Raw genomic sequence first — 21,348 nt, forward strand, 5'->3', positions numbered from 1 at the left:
TCAGGGCTAAAATGATTAAAACAAATTTCTGTTGCGTGGAAACAGAAATGGTTTTCAGAACCCGATTTGAAGATATTACATCCATGCAGTTCTTTTTTTATCAGTTTTCCCGTGCATTGGCGATGGATTAGCACATCTTATCCAGGCGGTGAGACCTGGGCGGTGCGATACATCTGCTTATCATTCATCTGATTTTGAATGGAGAGAAATACCATAAGTTGTTTTTTTTGTGTAAATTGAACTCAACGTACATGTGACTCCACATGATAGAAGGTGAGCGTTTTTGATATGCTGTTCAACCTTACGCAGTGGTTTTTGATATCCTGTTTTGAGTGATGTTTTTGTGTTTGATTATCAGGCAAATAGTTTAACAACCCAACGGAGATGAATTACGAGCATCAGATAACAATCTGTCTTGGAAGTTCCTGTTTTTCAAGAGGAAATAAAGCTATTCTTGAGATAGTTAAGGACTATCTTCGTCAGCATCAACTTGAGCAGAAAGTTTTTTTTAATGGGGAGTTGTGTACCGGTTTGTGTGAGTATGGGCCTGTAATAAAGGTTGATGACAGGGTTTATAAATCGGTATCGTCCGATAACATTTATGATATTTTGAATGAGTGTTTCGGCATTGAGTAAAAGTGCCGTATTGCTTGTTTTTTGTCGCATTATAAAAGAAAACTGTTAAAGATAATGAGCCAGATAGTGTATGTGGATCCCGCAAAATGCAACCTGAGTCTTACCTGTATCAGGACATGCCCCGTTAAGGCCATCAAAATTGAGGAGAAGCATGCTGAAGTAGTTGCTTCCCGATGCATTGGCTGTGGCCATTGCGTGACTGTATGTGCGCAGGATGCCATCTCTTATCGCGATGAGAAGGAGCGTGTGAAGGTATTGTTGGCCTCAGGTGCTCAGGTTGTAGCCATGTGCGACCCTTCCATTTCTGGCGAGTTTGTGGACATTACCGACTACCGCAAATTTGTAGCCATGATTCGCAATCTGGGTTTTACTTATGTGGTTGAGACGGCTTTTGGAGTGGATTTGGTGGCTTTCAGGTACCGCGACATGCTCAACGATTTTCATGGAAAATACTATATACACACGGTCTGCCCGCCTGTATCTGCTTACGTCGAAAAGTTTCAGCCTGAACTGGTAGACAATCTGGCGCCATTTGTACCTCCTTATGTGGCGATGGCCAAAGTGGTGAGGCGAATGTATGGCAACGACGTGAAAGTGGTTTACATCACGGCTTGTGTGGCAGCTAAAGATGATGGCCGCACTTTTAAGGACGATGGCCGCATCGATGGCATACTCACCTTTGTGGAACTGCGCGAAATGTTTAAAGCCTATGGCGTAACGGAGTTTAACGTGGAGTTTAGCGATTTTGATCCACCGGTGGGTCGTAAAGGAGGTTTATTTCCCATCCGCCGGGGGATGTTACAGGCTGTTGACATCAATCAGGAGTTGTTATCGGGAGACATCATCAGCGCCAATGGCAAAGGTGATTTTTTGCAATCTATTGCCGAATTTAAAAAGGAGACCGGATTACGTCAACATCTGGATCTGTTCTATTGCGAAGGATGCGTGATGGGACCGGGTATGAGTCCCGGTGGAAAGAAGTTCTTACGCCGTTCGGAGGTTATTAAGTATGTAAACAAACGGTTGAAAGGTATTGATCTGGTAAACTGGCATGAGCAGATCGAGATGTTTCACGATTTGGATTTGTCGCGGAAGTTTCAGGCGCAGGATCGTCGTCTGCCTCAGCCACCTGAGTCGGATATTCAACGGGTGCTGCACGAATTGGGTAAAAGTAAAGTAGAGGATCAGTTGGGATGTGGCGCTTGCGGTTATCCTTCGTGTCGGGAGTTTGCCATTGCCTGCTGTCAGGGACTTACCAATTACGAGATGTGCTATTCCTATTCGGTAAACAAGTTGCACACCTTCATCAGCAAAGTAAATGCCACCAACGATAAGCTTAAACGTACCAAGGAAGCCCTCAAGGATAGCGAGGAGAAAGCCCGCTCAGGAGAGATGGCCGCATTAGAGGCTGCAGAAATTACCACGGCCATGTTGGATAAGATCAATTCGGGCGTTGTATTGGTGGATGAAAACCTGCGCGTGATGGAGTCGAATCGTGCTTTTGTGCACATGCTGGGAGAGGATGCGGCAACCATCAACGAATTGATACCCGGTCTTAAAGGAGCTGAGCTAGCCTCATTGGTGCCGTTTTACCGCCTTTTTGCCACTGTGCTTCAATCGGGCCAGGATCTGTTAAACCGGGATACGCCCTTTGGCGATTCCATTTTCAATGTCTCCGTTTTCACCATTAAAAAACAAAAGGTGGTTGGAGGCATCATTCGTGACCTTACATCACCTGATGTGCGCCGTGAGGAGATTATTAACCGCGCACGAGCCGTTATTCGCGAAAATCTTGAAACGGTGCAGCAAATTGCATTCTTGCTTGGCGAGAGCGCATCCAAAACGGAGAAAATTCTCACTTCCATCATCGAAGCACAGAAACTGGGCAGTGAGGTGGAGGAGGATGATTCAGCTGTCTGAAAGCACTCTCTATTCAGTATTTCAACATCTCATTACACAGGCGGAAGGTTGTTTCACCATTAATCCAATATTTTTCTTATAAACCTCAATGCTCGACCATGCGCTTACCCGAAAGCAACATATTTATTGATATTTTTTGCCATCAGGCAAATCATCACGGAGAGTCTATCTGTGGGGATGTGTTTTTAACGCGCAGGGTTAAAGAGGAAGGTCGCACAATCGTGGTCTTGTCTGATGGTATGGGTTCAGGCATTAAAGCCAATGTGCTGGCATCATTAACTTCGTCAATGGCAGTGAACTTTACGCTCGAACACCGTGAAGTACGTAAAACTGCTGAGATAATCATGAATACACTGCCGGTTTGTTCGGTTCGTAAAATCAGTTATTCCACTTTTACCATTATTGATATTGAGGACGATGGTTACACTACCATTGTGGAGTACGATAATCCATCTTGTCTGATATTGAGGGGGGAAGAGATTTTTGATCCGGGATGGGACATCATATTTCTGGAGTCGGAAAAGTATCAGTCAAAAGAGATAAAAACATGCAGTTTTAGAGCCGAGAAGGAGGATAGAATACTGTTTTGGTCTGATGGTATCATCCAATCCGGTATGGGATCCCGTTCGTTTCCGTTTGGCTGGGGTCGCGATGCTTTGGTTACCCAGGTAATTAAAATCCTGAAGAATAATCCTTTCACCTCGTCGGCAAAACTTGCCCGTAAAATTGTGAGCACCGCATTACAGCACGACGGTGGAAAGCCCAAGGACGATACATCCTGCGGCGTTATTTATTTCAGGGAACCGCGAAAACTTTTGTTGGTGTCAGGCCCGCCTTTTGACGACCGCAAAGACCTTGATTTTGCCATGAAGGTTCAAAAGTTTTCAGGCAAAAAAATCATTGCAGGTGGCACTACCGCAGAAATTGTGGCTCGGGAGTTGGCTCTAAGGTTCGATGCAGGCATGGATCAGACGGATCCTGAGTTACCGCCCATTTCCTTTGTGGAGGGTATTAACCTTGTTACGGAGGGAATACTCACTTTGGGAAAGTCTGCCCGAATACTGGAAAACCTCAAGAAGGATTCACAATTGGGGCAGGGGCCTGCCGATTTAATTGTAAAGCATTTTCTCGAAAGCGACCGTATTCACATTATCAATGGCACACGCATCAATGTAGCCCACCAGGATCCAAACCTGCCGGTAGAACTCGAGATTCGGCGCTCCGTGGTGAAGCGCATTGTGCGGGTATTGGAAGAGAAGTTTCTGAAAGAGGTAACCGTTGAGTATTTGTAGTTTAACGAGTCTCTTAGTAGCTGATTAAACTTAATTTATACAATATGTTATAGATGCGAAGATTGTTAGATTCTAGACAGATAGAGTAGCTGAGAAAGATGATTAGATTAATCTTTAATTCTGTTGAATCATATCTATCAGTCTAAATATCTTATCCCGCATTGCGGGACTTCGCTTTGCTCCGCATCTAATAGTCTAATAATCTAATAATCTTCTAAGCGGATTATATCGGTATAACAGTTGCTTAATTTAGATTAGATACATATTGTTGAAACCTGAATTGATATTGGGTTTTAAAGTTTTTTAAGATTAAGCAATCACTTATCTTCACATAATAAAGTGTGATTTATATATGTAAGTGACTAAACCAAAGGAGGCTTCGGTGAGGTTTGTCTACATCATTTATTAAAATGCAACATCCAAAAAAATATTGCCTGTGAAAGTTCGAGATATTGTTCAACTGCTGAAAGGGCGAATAGTGGCAGGTTCTGATATGCAGGACAGAGAGGTGCAGTATGGTTTTGCCAGCGATTTAATGAGTGATGTGCTTACCCTTGATACAGATCACTTGTTGCTTATAACCGGTTTGGCCAACCTACAGGTGATTAGAACTGCTGAAATGGCAGACATCATGTGTGTGGCTTTTGTGAGGGATAAGAAGGTATCTCCCGAGATGATAGAGCTTGCCACAGAAAATCACATCGTACTGCTCGAGACGCCTTATTCAATGTTCAGAGCCGTTTCAGTGTTGCACGACAATGGTTTAGAACCGGTTTATTGATGGGAGCCATGGAGTTCAGATACGAGGTTGAAGGCGGAAATTTCTCGAAGGCAGGTCACGCAAGCAGCGCTGTAAAGAAAATCCTGAAACAGCTCAACGTGGATGCCCGCATCATCAAACGTGTGGTAGTGGCGCTTTACGAAGGCGAAGTGAACGTGGTGGCACATGCACACAAAGGGCATATTCTGGTGAATATCAACGAAGACGAGATTGGAATCAGCATCATAGATCAGGGACCCGGAATTCCGGATATCGATTTGGCTATGCAGGAAGGGTTTTCCACGGCTTCAGCAGCAGTGCGCGAAATGGGTTTTGGCGCAGGTATGGGATTGCCAAACATGAAAAAGAACACTGACAACTTTGAGATAGAAAGTCAGGTTGGTGTTGGCACCACCGTGCGAATGACTACCCGTCTTTCATAAATTTTTCGGTTAAGGCAGATGTGTTAATGATAATTGAAAGGAGCAAATGGCATACGAGCAATTTTATCATGCAATAAAAGTGGATGAATCGCTTTGCTACGGTTGCACACATTGTATGTATGTGTGTCCCACCGGTGCCATTCGCATACGTAACGGCAAGGCTTCCATTCGAAAAGAGTGGTGCGTGGATTGCGGAGAGTGCAAAAAGAGTTGTCCCGTCGACGCCTTTTACATCGAACAGGACGACTTTGATAAGATTTATGATTTTAAATATCGGGTGGCGCTTGTCCCTGCGGTGATGATTGGTCAGTTCCCTTCTAATATATCTGAGTCAGAGATTTTCTCTGTGATGAGGGAGCTCGGTTTTACACATGTTTTTCAAACTGAGCACACAGTAGATGTAATTAACGATGCCATGTTGCTTCAGGCTCGTATGGCTGAGGATAAACCCTTGATATCGTCGTTTTGTCCTGCGGTGGTGCGCCTTATACAGGTGAAGTTTCCATCGCTCACGGATCAAATTATTCGGGTAATGTCGCCTGTTGATGCGTCTGCCATATTTTTCAGGAAAAAGCTACAGGATGCCGGAATTCCGGACGAGGAGATTGGCATATTTTACGTAACGCCTTGTGCGGCAAAAATTGCAGGCATTAAAAGTCAGGTGAGCGACCGGAAATCCCCTTTGAATGGGGTTATAAACATGGATTTTCTATACAATAAGGTCTATCATGGCATAAAAAATCGTGCCGGACGCAGTTCGCGCTCTCCGGGTGAGAATCTCCCTAATCTGGGACCCAAACACATCAGCTGGAGTCTTACAAACGGTGAGGCTCCCTATATGAAGGGGCGATGTCTGGCAATTGATGAGATACATAATGTGATTGATTTTCTGGAACGTGTAGAGAGCGAAGAGATTACGGATGTGGATTTTCTGGAGCTGCGGGCGTGTGACGAAAGTTGTGCCGGCGGTGTACTTGTGGTGGGTAATCGCTTTCTTACTGTGGAACGGCTTCGCAAGCGTGCCGCACTTTTTAAGGATATACACGGCATTCCCGAGGATTTGGAGCCATATCATGATTATTTGATGAACCGGCTCACGATTCCTACACCTGAGCCACGTTCCATGCTGGTGCTTGATGAGGATAGGGCAGTGGCAATTCGTAAAATGCAGCAGGTTAGAAAGTTGATGTGTTATCTGCCCGGCATTGATTGTGCAGCCTGTGGCGCACCTAATTGTGAGAGCCTGGCTCGTGATATTGTGCAGAAGGAGGCGCAGTTGTCCAGCTGCATATTCATTCAAAGAACCATGGAAAAGCATAAAAAACTTCATGGCGACCATGCCATCCGTATCATCGAAAAAACGTGGGGCAAGGATCGTCTGGATAAAGATTGTACTAAACTTGGAGCAAAAGATGAAGGTACGTGAAATAGCTGAAAAACTTGAATTGACGGTGTATTCCGGTCATTCCGGTCTCGACAACGAAGTTATCGGAGGTTATGTGTCTGATTTGCTGAGCGATGTGATGGGTAATGCCGACGAAGGTCAGGCATGGATAACGCTGCAGAATCACAAAAACATAATGGCGGTGGCTTCGCTCAAGGATTTGGCTGCTGTGATTCTGGTGAAAGGATTGAAGCCCGACGAGGCCACCATGATGCATAGCAACGAAGAAAATCTTCCGATTTTGGGAACCGATGCTGAAACATTTGAAACTGCCGGCGCCCTGTTTAAACTTTTACACCCTTGATGGTATGCGCACCTATCGCGCCGATTTGCACATTCACACGGTGCTATCGCCGTGTGGCAGTCTGGAGATGTCGCCGCGACGCATTGTGGACGCTGCCATCGAAAAGTGTCTTGATGTAATTGCCATCACCGATCACAATTCGACACACCAATGCAGTGAGGTGGTTCGTGTGGGAACTGAAAAGGGATTATGGGTAATTGGCGGAGCCGAAGTAAATACCCGTGAAGAGGTTCACGGCATAGCGCTCTTTGAGAATTTGGAGTTGTTGCAGCAGTTTCAGTTGTATTTGGATAAATGGCTGCCGAATATCCCCAACAAACCGGAGCGATTTGGCTACCAGGTGTGGGTTAATGCTGCGGAGGAGATTTTGGGCGAGGAGCATCGGCTGTTGTGGAGTGCACTAAACCAATCGTTGGATGAGGTAATTGCTATGGTAGCATCACTCGGCGGTGTTTTTTTTCCGGCTCACATCGATAGGCCGGTAAATGGTATTCTGCGCCAGTTGGGATTTATACCCACTGATTTGCCCATACAGACAGTTGAAGTTTTGCGAAACGATGCAACTATGGATGAATTAAGACTCAGGTACCGTATCATCAGTAATTCGGATGCGCACACTCCCGAGCAGATTGCAGCTCGAACTACCTGCCTCAAAATGGAGGCGTTAAATTTTAATGAGTTGAGGATGGCTTTGGGTGGTGTCAATGGCCGGTTGGCGTTTGTTGAAGGGCGTTGTTGATTGTAATTATGCTAAGATGAAGGATTTGGCAATGCACATAATTGATATTACCAGAAACTCGGTGAGAGCCGGCGCATCGCTAATTGGTATTCGTCTGGACGTGTACAAAACAGAAAAACTGTTGAAGATGACCATTAAAGATAATGGTTGTGGCATGGATTCGGAGATGATTTTGCGCGTAACAGACCCTTTTGTAACATCTCGTACTACCCGAAAAGTTGGGTTAGGATTACCTTTTTTAAAAATGAATGCGGAGCAAACCGGAGGTGCATTGTCAATTCAGTCGCAGCCCGGCGAAGGAACAGTGGTTACAGCAACATTCGATTATTCACACATCGATTGTGTTCCCTTGGGTGATATTCAAGGCACCGTGGCACTTATCATGAGTGGTAATCCAAATCAGGATTTTGAATTTGAGATATGTAAGGATGAATCAGTCTTTGCTCTGAAATCGACAGAGATAAAGGATGCGCTCGATGGCATCAGTATTGCAAATCCATCGGTGGCAAAAATGATTGCGGAGATGGTGGATACCAACCTGTTGTCTGATTTGCAATGATATCAGGAAACCCACTCATCGGTATGATAAATGTTATTTTTTATGGATATAAAATTTGTTAAATTCAGAATGAATTGATTGTTTTTGAGAGTTTTATTGAAGAACAACCTATACACCTATATTCAAAACTAGAACTATGGCTAAAGTTAAGACTTTGGATGACCTTCGTAAGATGAAGGACGAGCTTAAGAGCAGGATTTCGCTACGGGAGAACAGTGACAATCCCGAGAGCCTTGTGCAGGTCAAGGTTTCAATGGCCACATGTGGTATTGCTTCCGGTGCCAAAGAGATAATGAACTATTTCATCGAGGAGTTTGATTCTCAAAACATCGATGCGGTAGTGACACAAACCGGCTGCATGGGATATTGCTATGCCGAACCCACCATCGAAGTCACACTTCCTGGCGAAAAGCCTCTGGTGTTTGGTAATGTAACCTTCAGCAAAGCTTCTGAAATTATCGAAAAATACATCAAGGAGGGGGAGCTGGTGGATGGCATCATTCCCGACAACTATGAGACTATTGAATAGGCAGTTTTTAGTTCACTCTGATAATAAACGATAAGCATAACTAGATATGGCAAAGTACAAAAGTCACATATTGGTCTGCGGGGGTACTGGTTGCCGAGCATCCCTGGGCGAGGAGATTGTGCAAAACCTTATAACTGCACTCGAAGAGAATAACCTTGAACAGGAGATTCAGGTGGTGCGCACCGGCTGTTTCGGTTTTTGTGAAAAGGGCCCGGTGGTTAAAATGGTTCCCGACAACACGTTTTATGTACAGGTAACTCCTGAGGACGCCAATGAACTGGTGTTGGAGCACGTGGTAAAAGGGCGTAAAGTGGAGCGTTTGCTTTATCTTGACCCCGAAACCAAGGAGCGGGTGTCGGACTCCAAACACATGGGATTCTATAAAAAACAGATTCGCATTGCCTTACGCAATTGTGGATTCATTAATCCTGAAAATATTGATGAATATATTGCACGCGATGGCTATTCTGCGCTTGGAAAAGTGCTGGTTGAAATGACTCCCGAAGATGCCATCAAATGTATTAAGGATTCCGGTTTGAGAGGAAGGGGTGGAGGCGGTTTTCCTACCGGCCTCAAGTGGGAGTTCACACGTAAGGCGCAATCCAGCCAGAAATATGTGGTTTGCAACGCCGATGAGGGCGACCCGGGTGCATTTATGGATCGCTCCATTCTGGAAGGTGACCCGCATACAGTGCTCGAAGCAATGGCTATTTGCGGCTACTGTATTGGTGCCGATGCCGGACTGATTTACATCCGGGCCGAATACCCATTGGCCATTCAGCGGCTCAAAATTGCCATCGACCAGGCGCGGCAATATGGCGTGCTGGGACAGGATATTTTTGGCACCGGCTTTAATTTTGATGTGGAGATTCGATATGGTGCCGGGGCGTTTGTTTGTGGTGAGGAGACGGCCTTGATACATTCGATGGAGGGACTTCGCGGTGAGCCTACCGTGAAACCACCATTCCCTGCCGAGCGAGGATATAAGGATAAGCCCACCAATGTGAACAATGTGGAAACTTTTGCCAACATTCCACCAATTATCCTCAAGGGCGGAGAGTGGTTTGCCGCAATCGGAACACCTAAAAGTACCGGAACCAAGGTGTTTGCCCTTGCGGGTAAGGTGAACAATGTGGGGTTGATTGAAGTGCCCATGGGTATCACCCTCAGAGAGGTGATTTTTGACATTGGCGGTGGCATTAAGGGTGGTAAAAAGTTTAAAGCTGTGCAGACTGGTGGGCCTTCCGGTGGTTGTTTAACGGATAAGCATCTCGACATCCCAATTGATTATGAAAATTTGCTGGCTTGTGGCTCCATGATGGGTTCGGGGGGAATGATTGTGATGGACGAGGACGATTGTATGGTGTCGGTGGCAAAGTTTTATTTGGACTTTACAGTGGAGGAGAGTTGCGGAAAATGTGCGCCCTGCCGCATTGGCAACAAGCGATTACATGAAATGCTCGATAAGATTACCCTTGGCAAAGCCGATGAGGATGAGCTTACTAAACTGCGCAATTTGGCAAATGTGATAAAGGATACATCATTGTGTGGGCTGGGTCAAACCTCGCCAAACCCGGTGCTTTCCACCATGGATAATTTCTCTGATGAGTACCTTGCTCACGTAAGAGACGGAAAATGCCCCGCCGGTCAGTGTAAGGCGCTTATGCACTATGTGATAGATTCTCATTTGTGTGTAGGCTGTACCTTGTGCGGCCGGGTGTGCCCTGTGGATGCCATCTCCGGTGAAAAAAAGACACCTCACGCCATCGACAGCACCATTTGTATCAAATGTGGCGCCTGTCTCGAGAAATGTAAATTTGGCGCCATCAGCGTGCAGTAAGAGTGAAACCAACCGTATCTGAACAAAATAGATAAAGTATGGAAATCGTAAAATTGACCATTGACGACAAGCCTGTGGTGGTAGAAAAGGGAACTACGCTTCTGGAAGCTGCTAAAACCATTGGAATCAATATACCCACGCTTTGCTACATGAAGCTGGAAGATTTAAATTTTGAGAATAAACCCGGCGGCTGCCGCATCTGTGTGGTGGAAGTGGAAGGTCGCCGTAATTTGGCTCCTGCCTGTAAAACGGAGTGTTCCGAAGGCATGGTGGTACATTCGCATACCGTGCGGGTGGTGAATGCGCGCCGCACAGTGATGGAGCTTATCCTTTCTGACCACCCGGCAGAGTGTCTCACCTGTGCCAAATCTGGCGAATGTGAGCTGCAAACACTGGCTCAAAATCTTGGCATCCGTGAAATTCACTACAAGGGTGAGCAATCAAGGTACAAGGGCGATAAATCTCCGGCCATCATTCGCGAAATGGATAAGTGCATCATGTGTCGCAGGTGTGAAACTGCTTGCAACGATGTGCAGACCGTAGGCGTGCTGTCAGCTATCAACAGAGGATTCGAGGCGGTTGTGGCTCCGGCATTTGAGATGGATCTGGATCATTCTGTTTGTACATATTGCGGACAGTGCGTGGCAGTTTGCCCTACCGGCGCGCTTACCGAGCGTGATTATACCTGGAAGGTGATTGAAGCGCTGGTGGATCCAAACAAAACAGTGGTGGTGCAGACGGCACCCGCCGTGCGTGCCGCCCTTGGCGAATCCTTTGGTATGGAGCCGGGGACGCTGGTAACCGGAAAAATGGTGGCCGCACTTCGTAAACTTGGGTTCGACTATGTGTTTGATACCGATTTTGCTGCCGACCTCACCATTATGGAGGAGGGAGCTGAAATTCTGGATCGTCTCTCCAAGCACATTAATGGAGATAAGGATGTGAAATTGCCCATACTTACCAGTTGCTGTCCGGGCTGGGTGAACTTTTTAGAGCATCACTTTCCGGAAATGAAAGATATTCCTTCAACGGCTAAATCGCCTCAACAGATGTTTGGAGCCATTGCCAAATCTTATCTTGCCAAAGAGCTGGATATCAAACGGGAAAACATGGTGGTTGTTTCGGTAATGCCATGTTTGGCAAAAAAATATGAATGCACACGCGAGGAGTTCTCGGTTGGGGGCGATCCTGACGTGAATATGTCTATCTCAACGCGTGAATTGGCGCAACTCATCCGAAATGCCAATATCGACTTTAATAAATTGACCGACGAGGATTTTGACAATCCGCTTGGCTCATCTACCGGTGCCTCTGTAATATTTGGAACCACCGGTGGCGTGATTGAAGCTGCAGTGCGAACCGCTTACGAGCAGTTTACCAAGCTGGAACTCAAAAAAGTTGATTTTGAGGAGCTGCGCGGCATGGAAGGTATTCGTCAGGCTACCATCGATTTTAATGGGCTTCCCATCAACATTGGTATCGCTCATGGGCTGGGCAATGCCCGTAAATTGCTCGAGGATATTAAAGCCGGAAAATCTGTGTTTCACGCCATCGAAATCATGGCATGTCCCGGTGGATGTATCGGAGGCGGTGGTCAGCCTTATCATCACGGTGATGTAGAAATACTAAAAAAACGCCAACGTGCCATTTATCGTGAGGATGCAGGAAAGCCGATACGTAAATCACATGAAAACCCATATATCATTAAACTTTACGAAGAATTTCTGGGTAAACCGTTGAGCGACAAGTCCCATGAGTTGTTGCATACGCACTATTTCGACAAAAAGAAGCGGGTGGAAATAAGTTGATTTTGGTGCACGAAGTTTTAGTATATCTATATGAGTTTGGGTTTTATAGACGCGTAACAGAGACTGTTTCCGTTCTCTACCGGAATTAGGCGGTAAGGCTAACCGGATGATACATGTATATTGAGATGTATAAACCAGAAGAGGAGGTTGGTAAATCCAGTATCTCATATCTCATTATCTATCCATCTATTTAAAAATGCAATTAAGAGATAATAATATGGCAAGTGTAAAGTTATCAGAGAGCAAGATTGAAGAGCTCAGAGCAATTTGCAGGCAGTTTAACAACGAAAAGGGAGAACTTATAAATGTACTTCATGGTGCGCAGCAACTGTTTGGTTATCTGCCTGCCGAGGTGCAGGAGGTGGTTGCCGAAGAGCTTAACGTATCCCTGGCGCATGTATATGGTGTGGTTACTTTCTACTCTTTTTTCAGCATGTTGCCCAAAGGAAAGCATCCCATTTCAATTTGCATGGGCACTGCCTGTTACGTGCGGGGTGCCGAGAAGGTGCTTGATGAATTCAAGCGGTTGCTGAAAGTGAAGGTGGGAGAAACCACGCCCGACGGAAAGTTCTCGCTCAGCTGCCTGCGCTGCGTAGGTGCCTGCGGTTTAGCGCCTGTGGTTACCATCGGCGAGCGTGTTTATGGGCGTGTGTCGGCTGAGGATGTAAAGAAAATACTCGGTGAGTATTGAGTCGGTTTAAAGTGATTATCGGTTAATCCACTCCTTGAAATGTCGGGCGCGTTCGCGGCTAACAATGACTTTATCGGGGGTTTCGGGTTTGGTTTTTACTATTAGCTTGCCGTTAAACCAGTTTTCTATCCGGTTAATCACTTCAATGTTGACAATGTATTGTCGGTTGGCACGAAAAAAGGTTTCCGGATTGAGTTCCTCTTCCAGCTTTTCGAGTGTTAGGTCAACCACATGGTTTGTTCCATCGTGGGTAACGGCAGTGGTTACTTTTTGCGAGCTGTGAAACCATGCCACATCGGTAATGTTTAGCTTGGCATAACCATCCACCATGGGTACCAGCAGGCGCGATCGATAGGTTGTTTTTCCATCTATTAGTGATGCAGCCAGCATTCTAATATCAGCAGCATCTGTGGCATGTAGCGAGTCATTGAGTTTCTCAAACTTGAGAATGGCTTTCTCAAGGTTTTCGGGTCTGACGGGTTTAAGCAGATAATCAATGGTGTTGACCTTGAATGCTTGTATGGCATACTCATCGTAGGCGGTGGTAAATATCACGATGGAGTTTACCTCTGTGTGGTCAAAAATCTCAAAACTTAATCCGTCCGACAATTGGATGTCCAGAAACATCAAGCTTGGATGTTCATGGTTGTTAAGCCACTCGGTGGTCTCCTCCACGCCCGAGGTGCAGGCAACAATTTCCCATTCGGGACGCAGGTTTTCAATCATCCCTCTGAGTAAACGCTGGGTGGGGATTTCATCTTCTGCAATGAGTACTGAAATTTTCTTGTGCATGGCGGGGTTTGCTTCTAAAGGTTTTCTATCTCGAGTAGTGGAAGTATCACTTCAAAAGTTTCATCATCGTTGCTGATGGATACAACTTCGTTGGTTAGCAGCTGGTACCGTTGAACGATGTTTTCGAGGCCTGTGCCGGTAGAGTAGGTGGTGGCTTTGGGGTTTAAATTGTTCTTTACAGATAAGGTGCCGTCACTCTTACTGGTGATGGATATATTCAAGGGTTGTTTTTCAGTCGCCCTGTTGTGTTTAATGGCATTTTCGATAAGCACCTGAAGGGTCATTGGCGGCAACTGTTTGTTCAGGTGACCAGTGTCGATATCAACCGAAAGGTTAAGCGCATCACCCATCCTTATTTTGTGCAGATATCTGAAATCTTCCAGAAATTCCAACTCGTTTTTTAGCGGTACGGTGGTGGTTTTTCGCTGCTGTAATACATATCGGTACACGTCTGACATCTTTTGGGCAAACTCAACTGCGCCTGTCGGATTGTATTGTATTTCAGATATCAACACGCTAAAGCTATTAAACAGGAAATGTGGATTGAGCTGATTTTGCAAAGCCATATAGTCGGCATGTAGTTTTGCCTGCTTCAGTTTTTCGTTTTCAATAATAGACAGACGCCAGTTGTAGGCAAAGCTTCGCATAAACAGCACACTGTTGAACACCAGGATGAAAATGGTTCCGAAGATGAACGTCATTATGGCCTCTTTTGATAGCGTACGTGGTGCCAGAGCAGAAAAGAGCAGCGTGATAAAAAGCAGCCACCCAAAGCTTAGGGCGAGTTGTGTGTAGATGCGCTTGGTAAGCATACTGAACCATGGCATTTTGAAATCGAGGATGCGGTTGATTATAAAGTTTCCTTCGCTCAACAGATTGATTCCGATAACTGCGAGTATGATGGATACCGGCTTGTGGTATATGTCACTCACATCGAGTATCTCGCCAAGAAACAGCATTGACACAATGGCCAACGCCGATACATAAATCATACGTCGGAGCGTGGCCAATACGCTGTTGTTCATCAAACCTTCATGAATCCTCAAAAAATCTTCCGGTGAGGATTGATTATCTTGCATCTTATTCGTCATTATCCTGCTTCCAATTCTACACACCTGTAATTTAGGCAAAAATAGCAATCAAAATCGTAATGTGACAGGATTAATAGCTGAGATGCGTTTATTGAGGGTTGAAACGTTCACCATTATCCGGACAATGACTCATTTATCAGTTAATCCGGTTGTTTAGATAGTATCAATGCGATTTTAAGCAGATGTTCATAAGCATAAACATAAACAGTGAGAGTAAGCTAAACTACTCATTCATACCAGAATGGAAATGATGCGTTTTGAAACAGACGTGTGCGATTGGTTCCATTGGTATTCATCATCCATATTGAGGGTTCAGAGCCTGCGGAATTGGACACATTCACGAAAATGACTTTTCCGCCATTGGGCGAGTATTTCGCATACAAATCATTTGTTCCCGTTGATTTTCCGATGGAGATATTGGTGATCTCTTTGGTTGTGAGGTTTAGCTGATGGATTCTGGCATCCAGCATGCGCCCCATGTCAGATGAGAAGCCGCTTATATCCAGTGAAATAAGCAGGAGATTGTTGTTTGGATGCAGTGACAGACCTGAAATGGCATAGGATGGGTTTTCGTAAATCAATTCCATACCTGTTCCATTCGTATTCATGCTATATATTTTTCTGTCTTTTGCTTGATTACCAACAACAAGAACATACAGTTTGTTGCCTGTTTTATTGTAGATAACCTCTCTGAAATGTTTTCCTTCGGGAGCCGTGGCAATAGTTGTTAAACCTGTGCCGTCGGGGTTTATTCTGTAGAGCTTGTCGTATGACGTAAATACCAGGTGGGAACCATTTGGAGCCCAGTCATATTCTATGTTTTGATGAAAGTAACTGCCAATGGTGGATGTGGTAATTCTTGTGACCGATGTGCCATCGGTTTTCATGACATACAGTTGAGGAGATAGCTCTTTGGCCGATTCAAAGGCTATGGAAGTGCGGTTGTGATTTGGTTTTGCGTTCCAGACATGGTGTGAAAAGGAGATGAGTTTTACCGAGAGCAATTTTAGTGTATCAGCCACATAGATGTGGGCCGTTTCTTCGGCCAGGTTTGTGTACATTATTTGATTGGATGGAAATGTAAGCGTCTTAAACTGTTGAACCTCTGAATATACTTGTCCCGATTTGTTTGTAGCCTCAATTTGCCAGTAATACCATGTGGCGAATTTTAGTGCATTAACCGTCAGAAAGGTGTCTTTTAAGTTTGTAAGCGCCATCGGATTATTTGGTGAGCCCGCTTCAAAGAGTCGAAAGCCATAGTTTATGGAGTCGTTGGTATTTGTAACCTGCCATCTGAAAGTAATATTGATGTCGTTAACTGTTTGTTTGTCAGGTGGGTAAAAATTGGCCGTAAACGTTGGTATGTTTTCCGAAGAGATGCTTTTTTCGAGAATAATTTCCACTTCAGTGGCTTGGTTGTGTTTAACACTCAACGTGATACTCTGCGATTTATAGCCTGTTTTACTTGTGATAAGGTTATACTCACCCACCGCAATTTTATCGATGCTGAAGCGCCCGTCATCGGTTGTGACAACAGCCGAGCTGTATGGATGCGTAGTGATACGAACACCTTCAACCGGATGGTAACTATCTTTAAACAGTGCAACTCCCGAGAGCGAACCCGTGAGGTTGGTCTCCAGTTTGTCTTCGCAGCTGTTCAGCATCAATGCTGCCAGACAGACAAGTATGGTGATTTGAGGCTTCATAATTTTTGTGCGTTTGTTCCCATGCATGTAATTAACCGCTATATTTTAATGGCTCTCTGTCTGTATTTCGATAAATTGAACCGGTAATCAATTCCCAGATTGAAATACCAGAGTCTGTCGTTTAGTTTGCCTTGCACCAATCCATCAAATTCATCATTCATATAGAACCTTCCCTTTGCAGAAATGCTGATGCCCAGTTTATCTTCTAACAATTGCCAACGGTAACCGGCACCTGCCTGTATATATTGGAATGTGTTGGCATTCCATTCTGCTTTGGTCGAAAACCAATCGGCGGATGTGTGGTAACTTACACCGTATCCCAATGTGAGCCAGGGGCTGTTGGCGAAGTGATTAAATACCGTGTACTGAAGGTTTAAACCTGAAAATGCCATTTTGGCTTTTAACTCATTGTTGAAATTTGATATCCCGAGTTCCCAATCAAGACTCAGTTGTTTCCGTTTCATGAATCCAAGAGTTAGAACAGCACCAGGATTCAGTTTTTCTGATTTTACATCTCCATCGTAAAGTATGCCCGATGCATCCAATCCCACGCTCATGCATTTGGTGCGTTGTACTTGAATATTTCCAAGATAATCAGTGTCATACTGGTTATCGCGGTTGTCAAAATAGTCGCGAATTACTGGGAGGGTTATGTCGCCAGGTGTTTTCAAACTCCATAGTTCGTCTGCAATGCCTTCCACAATAAGGGCAAAAACAGCCTTGTCTATTGCTTCCTGCACAGCCAGAAAAGCAGGCTCATTAAATGTATATCCGGTCTCGGCTTCCAACAACTTTTGAAGGGAAACAAAGCGAAACATGCCCATGTCCATTTTTTGCGACAGTATGGTTTTTGAGGCATGAACGGTCTTTAAGATGCGGCCGGTACTGGTCGAAACTGCTCTAAGGTAGATGGTGACCTGGTCTTCGCGGTATTGGCCCGAGGCGCCGGTACCAAAATAGCGGGCGCCTGCTCCGCCAGTACGAATGTTGGTTTCATAAGCTATTATACCTCCCTCTATGATGATGCCGGCATATAGCAATGGCGATAAAGTGCCGCTACCCTGAAACTGTTCCTGGGTTTGCCTTATGATGCGCCGCTCGTTGAGCAGATTGGACAATCCTTCGCGTTCAATGGCAATGAACCAGTTTGACTCTTCCAACGCCTGTATAAGCACCGAGGTGGCGCCCTGAGTTACCACCGTTGACCAGCTGGCAGCATTTTCGGTGAGTTTGTATTGTCCTGTTTGGTCGCGGAAGCTATATACTGCTGCGTAAACTTTTTCGCGAGGCTGCGGCAATTGGCTTATCTCTTTTTTGTGTACCGATGAAAACTCGCCAAAACGTGCCGGTGCCGGACTAAATGGATGCCTGAATGTGCTGGCACAGCCCGAGATAAACAGCAGCATTAGCAGATTGAATCCGGTAAACAAGCTGTTTTTTATATGGAATGGTGCAAACATGGCGTTGCGGGTTTGGATTCAGCGACTTACGGTTAATAGTATGGCACGGTAACTGTGGTTTTGTCGCCAGTAGTGGTGTCTAAAATTACAATGTTTAATCCATCAGGGCCCGGTGCAATCTCAATTTCATAGCTGCCCACATTGTACTGACCCTGAGTCATACCTTCCCCAAAGTAGTTGCGCATCAGGTTGCGGGATAGTTGCCCCAGAATATTACGATTCAGGTTATCCTTAAACTCCAGCAAAGGATCTCTTTGTGCTGTGTCAGATTTTTTGTTTTCATAGCTGTTTTGCACTTGCGCAGAGGCCAATAACCATTGATAGTTGAAATAATTACCGCCAAATGCAGGGTTTATAGGCTGATAGACAAAATCCTGAGCCAACATGCAGAAACTGTGAACCACCAAGAGCCATATAATTAGTGCCATTCTTTTAAGGAGGCCGGATTTGGATGAACCTGTTATTTTATCTCGTGTATTCATAACCAGAATGTTTTTAGTTCGAAATTGGTTGGTAGCTAAAAAAGGCCTGTACCACTGAAATCTTCACTTTCGAGGTCGCTTTGTATCAGTTCATAGTTTAGAAAGTATGATTCTGTTTGTTGCAAGGCTCTGTTCACACTTTGTTGGAGCAGTTCCAGATTTGGTCTTACAAAGCCAATGAAGGTGAACTCATTTTCTACTTTAACCCATATTTGAGTGCCAATACCCGGCATCGGCTTTTCTCCAACATATACAGAGAGCCCTCTTATGCCAGATGGATTCTCCCATTCGCTATAGAACAGCTTAAAAAAATCGCTTCCTATTTTGGTGATGGTTTGGTCAAATACAAACTCAATGAACTCAACGCCGTCGGAAATGGTGTCTTTATCAGGTTTGTTCTGGCTGATTGCACTGAATGAATAAGCCGTAAGCAAAATCATGATGGCAAGCATCGTGCGTTTCATAGACTATTGATGGGTTTGTATGTGTTTATGGGAGATGTTGGTTGTAACTGATAGTTGGCATCAGCCATTCCTTGTGTTGTTGTGTCGTCCTCCATATAGAAATTTCATGATTTATTCTCTGATATCAAAGGTGAAAGTGGCCAACGACAAAAAAGCATCCGTAAACAACGGATGCCAGCAGAAGAGTCGATTTTTATGCCGTGAAATGGTGATTGTATCGATGGCTGAGACCACAACTACGCTGCGCTGAAGGGAGATATACGTTTCTATTCCATCTCAATAATCACCCTCATGCCATTTTGCCCTTGCTGATGAATGCGGATGTTATTCGGAGTAAAAATATTGTGTTCGATGTGAAATAACTGATGGTTGTTGCCTTCCTGAATCACTTCTCGTTCCTTACCCGAAAACATGAGTTGTTGCAGCAACAGGTTGTTATTGCCCATCTGAAGAATACGGATAAGATTTTCATTGCCTCGGAGGCTTCCGTCATATTGATTGAAATCGCCAATTTGCCTTAATTCAATCAGGTTTTGGTGGCCACGCTGAGTAATATTGGCTTGATTTGAAAACCCTACCTGTGCAATTACCGACTGGTTTTCGGCGGTTGTTTGAATCTGTTGAAGGTTTAAGCTTTTAGCATTATTGAGGATGAGGTTGTTAATACTGTTTCCCTGGTCGCTGGAGATAATGGGTGATTGCTCCAAAACAATCACAGGCTCGTTGCCATCATCAATTTTATTGTTATTGATGTTTTTTTGAGCTGGCAGTAAAGTCGTCAGCAGAGACAGGATTAATATCTCTAAAAATATACACCTGGTTAGCATATTCGTTTGATGATTTAACGTTGACGTTCGACAGCTTCTTTTTGCATCCTCAAAGGCGAATGTAAATTTTATGTTGATTCGGAAGCCCCATTGCACATTGAATCCAACACATCAGCACATTCGCCTTCGAAGCGCATTTTAGAGGTTCAGATTGATTTCTTATGTTTTTTGCAGAGCCATTACATCATGGGGTTTGAACCACATGGGCCACGTTGTTATCACCTATTTGGTTTACATTTTGATGGTTTCCGTTTCCATTTTGCAAGTGGGTTGAGATGTTGTCGTTGCCAATTTGCAGTGTCTCAATTTGGTTGTTGTTGCCATTTTGTCGTTGGCGGGCATAGTTTCTCAGGCCATCCTGTAAAATAGAGGCTTCGTTGTCATCTCCGTTTTGTCTCTGGCGTGCTATGTTGTGCGTTCCTTCTTGTTCAATTCTTGCCAAGTTATCGTCACCATTCTGCACTTGTCGGGCTCTGTTACGATAACCATCCTGCTCTATTGTGGCTTCATTGTTGTCGCCGGTTTGCAATTGCACTCCGCGGTTTCTGTTGCCATCCTGAATAATTTCGGCCTCATTGCGTTCTCCTGCCTGTTCCTGGCGGGCATAATTGTAGCTTCCAACCTGAATGGCGTCTGTTTCATTTCGGTATCCGCTTTGAGTGGCAGAGGCCTCATTGTAACTTCCCCACTGCATCTGGTCGGCACTGTTTCTGCTGCCAACCTGATGGATGTGTGCTTCGTTTGAGGTGCCAACCTGATCCTGATCGCCATGGTTTCGGTAACCGTCTTGTTCAACTACAGCTTGATTGTTGTTTCCGTTTTGGTCTTGCGATGCCAAATTGTACTCTCCAATTTGGGTCACAGTTGCATGGTTGTTGTTTCCATCCTGGTCTTGTAATGATGTATTTCTATTGCCGGATTGAGTAGTTGATGACATGTTATCATTGCCATCCTGCCACTGATAAGAATGGTTTCTGTAACCGGTTTGAACTGTCGAAGCCATATTGTTATCACCATCCTGCCTTTGGTTGGCATCGTTAGAATCACCGGTTTGAGTTATTGCAGCCACATTGTCTTCCCCATCCTGATTCAGAAATGCATCGTTTAGTTCGCCTGTTTGAGTTGCCGATGCACTGTTTCTCAGGCCGTATTGCCACTGTTCAGCATCATTGTGACTGCCTGTTTGTTCTATCAGCGCTTCGTTGCGCCGTCTTTCCTGACTCTGAAATGCACTGTTGTTACTACCAGTTTGAGCTATTGATGCATCATTGTATCGACCATCTTGCTCTTGTTCGGCTAAGTTATTGTTGCCTGTCTGAGCAATCGCCACCTCGTTGTGATAACCGTTTTGCAGCTGAGCGGCATGGTTGTTATCCGCACTTTGATTGATGTGGGCATTATTTAAGTCACCATGTTGTTCCTGATTTGCATGGTTGTCATTGCCTGTTTGGTTTACAGTGGCATTGTTCTGAGCCGAAGCAAACACCATCAAACAAAAGAGCAATGTCATCAGTGTGAAAATCTTTTTCATATTCTCGATGTTTAATTTGTTGATATTATA

At 44.9% G+C, this 21,348-nt stretch carries 22 protein-coding genes; 14 read left to right on the plus strand and 8 right to left on the minus strand.

All coding sequences use genetic code 11. The features are described from left to right. The first annotated feature begins 384 nt into the window (after window positions 1-384). The 13 genes from ALKIM_RS0113245 (at window position 385) to ALKIM_RS0113305 (ending at window position 12,965) form a co-directional block, all read left to right on the plus strand. Window positions 385-636, plus strand: a complete 252-nt coding sequence (locus tag ALKIM_RS0113245; protein ID WP_026475063.1) for an NAD(P)H-dependent oxidoreductase subunit E — start codon at window positions 385-387, stop codon at window positions 634-636. A gap of 54 nt (window positions 637-690) precedes the next feature. Further along, the gene (locus ALKIM_RS0113250; protein WP_026475064.1) at window positions 691-2,556 is read left to right on the plus strand and encodes a [Fe-Fe] hydrogenase large subunit C-terminal domain-containing protein; all 1,866 of its coding nucleotides are present in this window, start codon (window positions 691-693) and stop codon (window positions 2,554-2,556) included. A 98-nt stretch (window positions 2,557-2,654) separates the two neighbouring features. After that, complete coding sequence (locus tag ALKIM_RS0113255; protein ID WP_026475065.1) at window positions 2,655-3,848, plus strand: SpoIIE family protein phosphatase; 1,194 nt, start codon at window positions 2,655-2,657, stop codon at window positions 3,846-3,848. A 436-nt stretch (window positions 3,849-4,284) separates the two neighbouring features. After that, a complete protein-coding gene (locus tag ALKIM_RS0113260; protein WP_026475066.1) occupies window positions 4,285-4,629 on the plus strand; it encodes a DRTGG domain-containing protein in 345 nt (114 codons plus the stop codon). Window positions 4,630-4,637: 8 nt separating this feature from the next. Beyond that, window positions 4,638-5,051 (plus strand): ATP-binding protein, encoded by a 414-nt coding sequence (locus ALKIM_RS0113265; protein WP_026475067.1) that lies wholly within the window; start codon window positions 4,638-4,640, stop codon window positions 5,049-5,051. A 46-nt stretch (window positions 5,052-5,097) separates the two neighbouring features. Next, window positions 5,098-6,477: a [Fe-Fe] hydrogenase large subunit C-terminal domain-containing protein gene (locus tag ALKIM_RS0113270; RefSeq protein ID WP_026475068.1), complete on the plus strand. Its 1,380-nt coding sequence runs from the start codon at window positions 5,098-5,100 to the stop codon at window positions 6,475-6,477. After that, entirely contained in the window at window positions 6,464-6,799 is a 336-nt protein-coding gene (locus ALKIM_RS0113275; RefSeq protein WP_026475069.1) for a DRTGG domain-containing protein, read from the plus strand. Before ALKIM_RS0113270 ends, ALKIM_RS0113275 begins: the two co-directional genes overlap by 14 nt. A 4-nt stretch (window positions 6,800-6,803) precedes the next feature. Next, window positions 6,804-7,538: a PHP domain-containing protein gene (locus tag ALKIM_RS0113280; RefSeq protein WP_026475070.1), complete on the plus strand. Its 735-nt coding sequence runs from the start codon at window positions 6,804-6,806 to the stop codon at window positions 7,536-7,538. A 16-nt stretch (window positions 7,539-7,554) separates the two neighbouring features. Next, window positions 7,555-8,097 carry an ATP-binding protein gene (locus tag ALKIM_RS0113285; protein ID WP_026475071.1) on the plus strand — a complete coding sequence of 181 codons (543 nt, stop codon included), beginning with the start codon at window positions 7,555-7,557 and terminating at the stop codon, window positions 8,095-8,097. A 136-nt stretch (window positions 8,098-8,233) separates the two neighbouring features. Next, the gene (locus tag ALKIM_RS0113290; protein WP_026475072.1) at window positions 8,234-8,626 is read left to right on the plus strand and encodes a (2Fe-2S) ferredoxin domain-containing protein; all 393 of its coding nucleotides are present in this window, start codon (window positions 8,234-8,236) and stop codon (window positions 8,624-8,626) included. Between the two features lie 46 nt (window positions 8,627-8,672). Beyond that, complete coding sequence (locus ALKIM_RS18585; RefSeq protein WP_044117946.1) at window positions 8,673-10,466, plus strand: NADH-quinone oxidoreductase subunit NuoF; 1,794 nt, start codon at window positions 8,673-8,675, stop codon at window positions 10,464-10,466. A 38-nt stretch (window positions 10,467-10,504) separates the two neighbouring features. Beyond that, window positions 10,505-12,274, plus strand: coding sequence for an NADH-dependent [FeFe] hydrogenase, group A6 (locus ALKIM_RS0113300; protein ID WP_026475073.1), 1,770 nt, complete (start codon window positions 10,505-10,507; stop codon window positions 12,272-12,274). 217 nt (window positions 12,275-12,491) lie between these two features. Then, window positions 12,492-12,965: an NADH-quinone oxidoreductase subunit NuoE family protein gene (locus ALKIM_RS0113305; RefSeq protein WP_026475074.1), complete on the plus strand. Its 474-nt coding sequence runs from the start codon at window positions 12,492-12,494 to the stop codon at window positions 12,963-12,965. A gap of 15 nt (window positions 12,966-12,980) precedes the next feature. Here ALKIM_RS0113305 and ALKIM_RS0113310 read toward each other — a convergent pair whose 3' ends face one another. The 6 genes from ALKIM_RS0113310 to ALKIM_RS0113335 form a co-directional block, all read right to left on the minus strand. Then, on the minus strand, window positions 12,981-13,757 hold the full coding sequence (locus tag ALKIM_RS0113310) for a LytR/AlgR family response regulator transcription factor (RefSeq protein ID WP_044117947.1): 777 nt from the start codon (window positions 13,755-13,757) through the stop codon (window positions 12,981-12,983). 14 nt (window positions 13,758-13,771) lie between these two features. Further along, window positions 13,772-14,836, minus strand: a complete 1,065-nt coding sequence (locus tag ALKIM_RS0113315) for a sensor histidine kinase (protein ID WP_052345563.1) — start codon at window positions 14,834-14,836, stop codon at window positions 13,772-13,774. Between the two features lie 239 nt (window positions 14,837-15,075). Next, window positions 15,076-16,554: a carboxypeptidase-like regulatory domain-containing protein gene (locus ALKIM_RS0113320; protein WP_162148821.1), complete on the minus strand. Its 1,479-nt coding sequence runs from the start codon at window positions 16,552-16,554 to the stop codon at window positions 15,076-15,078. A 38-nt stretch (window positions 16,555-16,592) separates the two neighbouring features. Next, window positions 16,593-18,014, minus strand: a complete 1,422-nt coding sequence (locus ALKIM_RS0113325; protein ID WP_052345564.1) for a CsgG/HfaB family protein — start codon at window positions 18,012-18,014, stop codon at window positions 16,593-16,595. Window positions 18,015-18,046: 32 nt separating this feature from the next. Continuing rightward, entirely contained in the window at window positions 18,047-18,496 is a 450-nt protein-coding gene (locus tag ALKIM_RS0113330) for a curli assembly protein CsgF (RefSeq protein WP_052345565.1), read from the minus strand. Window positions 18,497-18,531: 35 nt separating this feature from the next. Further along, window positions 18,532-18,960 (minus strand): CsgE family curli-type amyloid fiber assembly protein, encoded by a 429-nt coding sequence (locus tag ALKIM_RS0113335; RefSeq protein WP_026475080.1) that lies wholly within the window; start codon window positions 18,958-18,960, stop codon window positions 18,532-18,534. A 106-nt stretch (window positions 18,961-19,066) separates the two neighbouring features. Here ALKIM_RS0113335 and ALKIM_RS19935 point away from each other — a divergent pair, with 106 nt between their 5' ends. Beyond that, entirely contained in the window at window positions 19,067-19,210 is a 144-nt protein-coding gene (locus tag ALKIM_RS19935) for a hypothetical protein (RefSeq protein ID WP_157363911.1), read from the plus strand. 16 nt (window positions 19,211-19,226) lie between these two features. On the opposite strand, the gene ALKIM_RS0113350 is transcribed toward ALKIM_RS19935, so the two are convergent. Together ALKIM_RS0113350 and ALKIM_RS19390 are read right to left on the minus strand one after the other, a co-directional pair. After that, window positions 19,227-19,787, minus strand: a complete 561-nt coding sequence (locus ALKIM_RS0113350) for a hypothetical protein (protein ID WP_026475081.1) — start codon at window positions 19,785-19,787, stop codon at window positions 19,227-19,229. A gap of 184 nt (window positions 19,788-19,971) precedes the next feature. Beyond that, window positions 19,972-21,318: a hypothetical protein gene (locus ALKIM_RS19390; RefSeq protein ID WP_052345566.1), complete on the minus strand. Its 1,347-nt coding sequence runs from the start codon at window positions 21,316-21,318 to the stop codon at window positions 19,972-19,974. Window positions 21,319-21,348 lie beyond the last annotated feature (30 nt).

The organism is Alkaliflexus imshenetskii DSM 15055, from assembly GCF_000517065.1.
In the GTDB taxonomy this organism is placed as follows: Bacteria; Bacteroidota; Bacteroidia; order Bacteroidales; family Marinilabiliaceae; genus Alkaliflexus; species Alkaliflexus imshenetskii.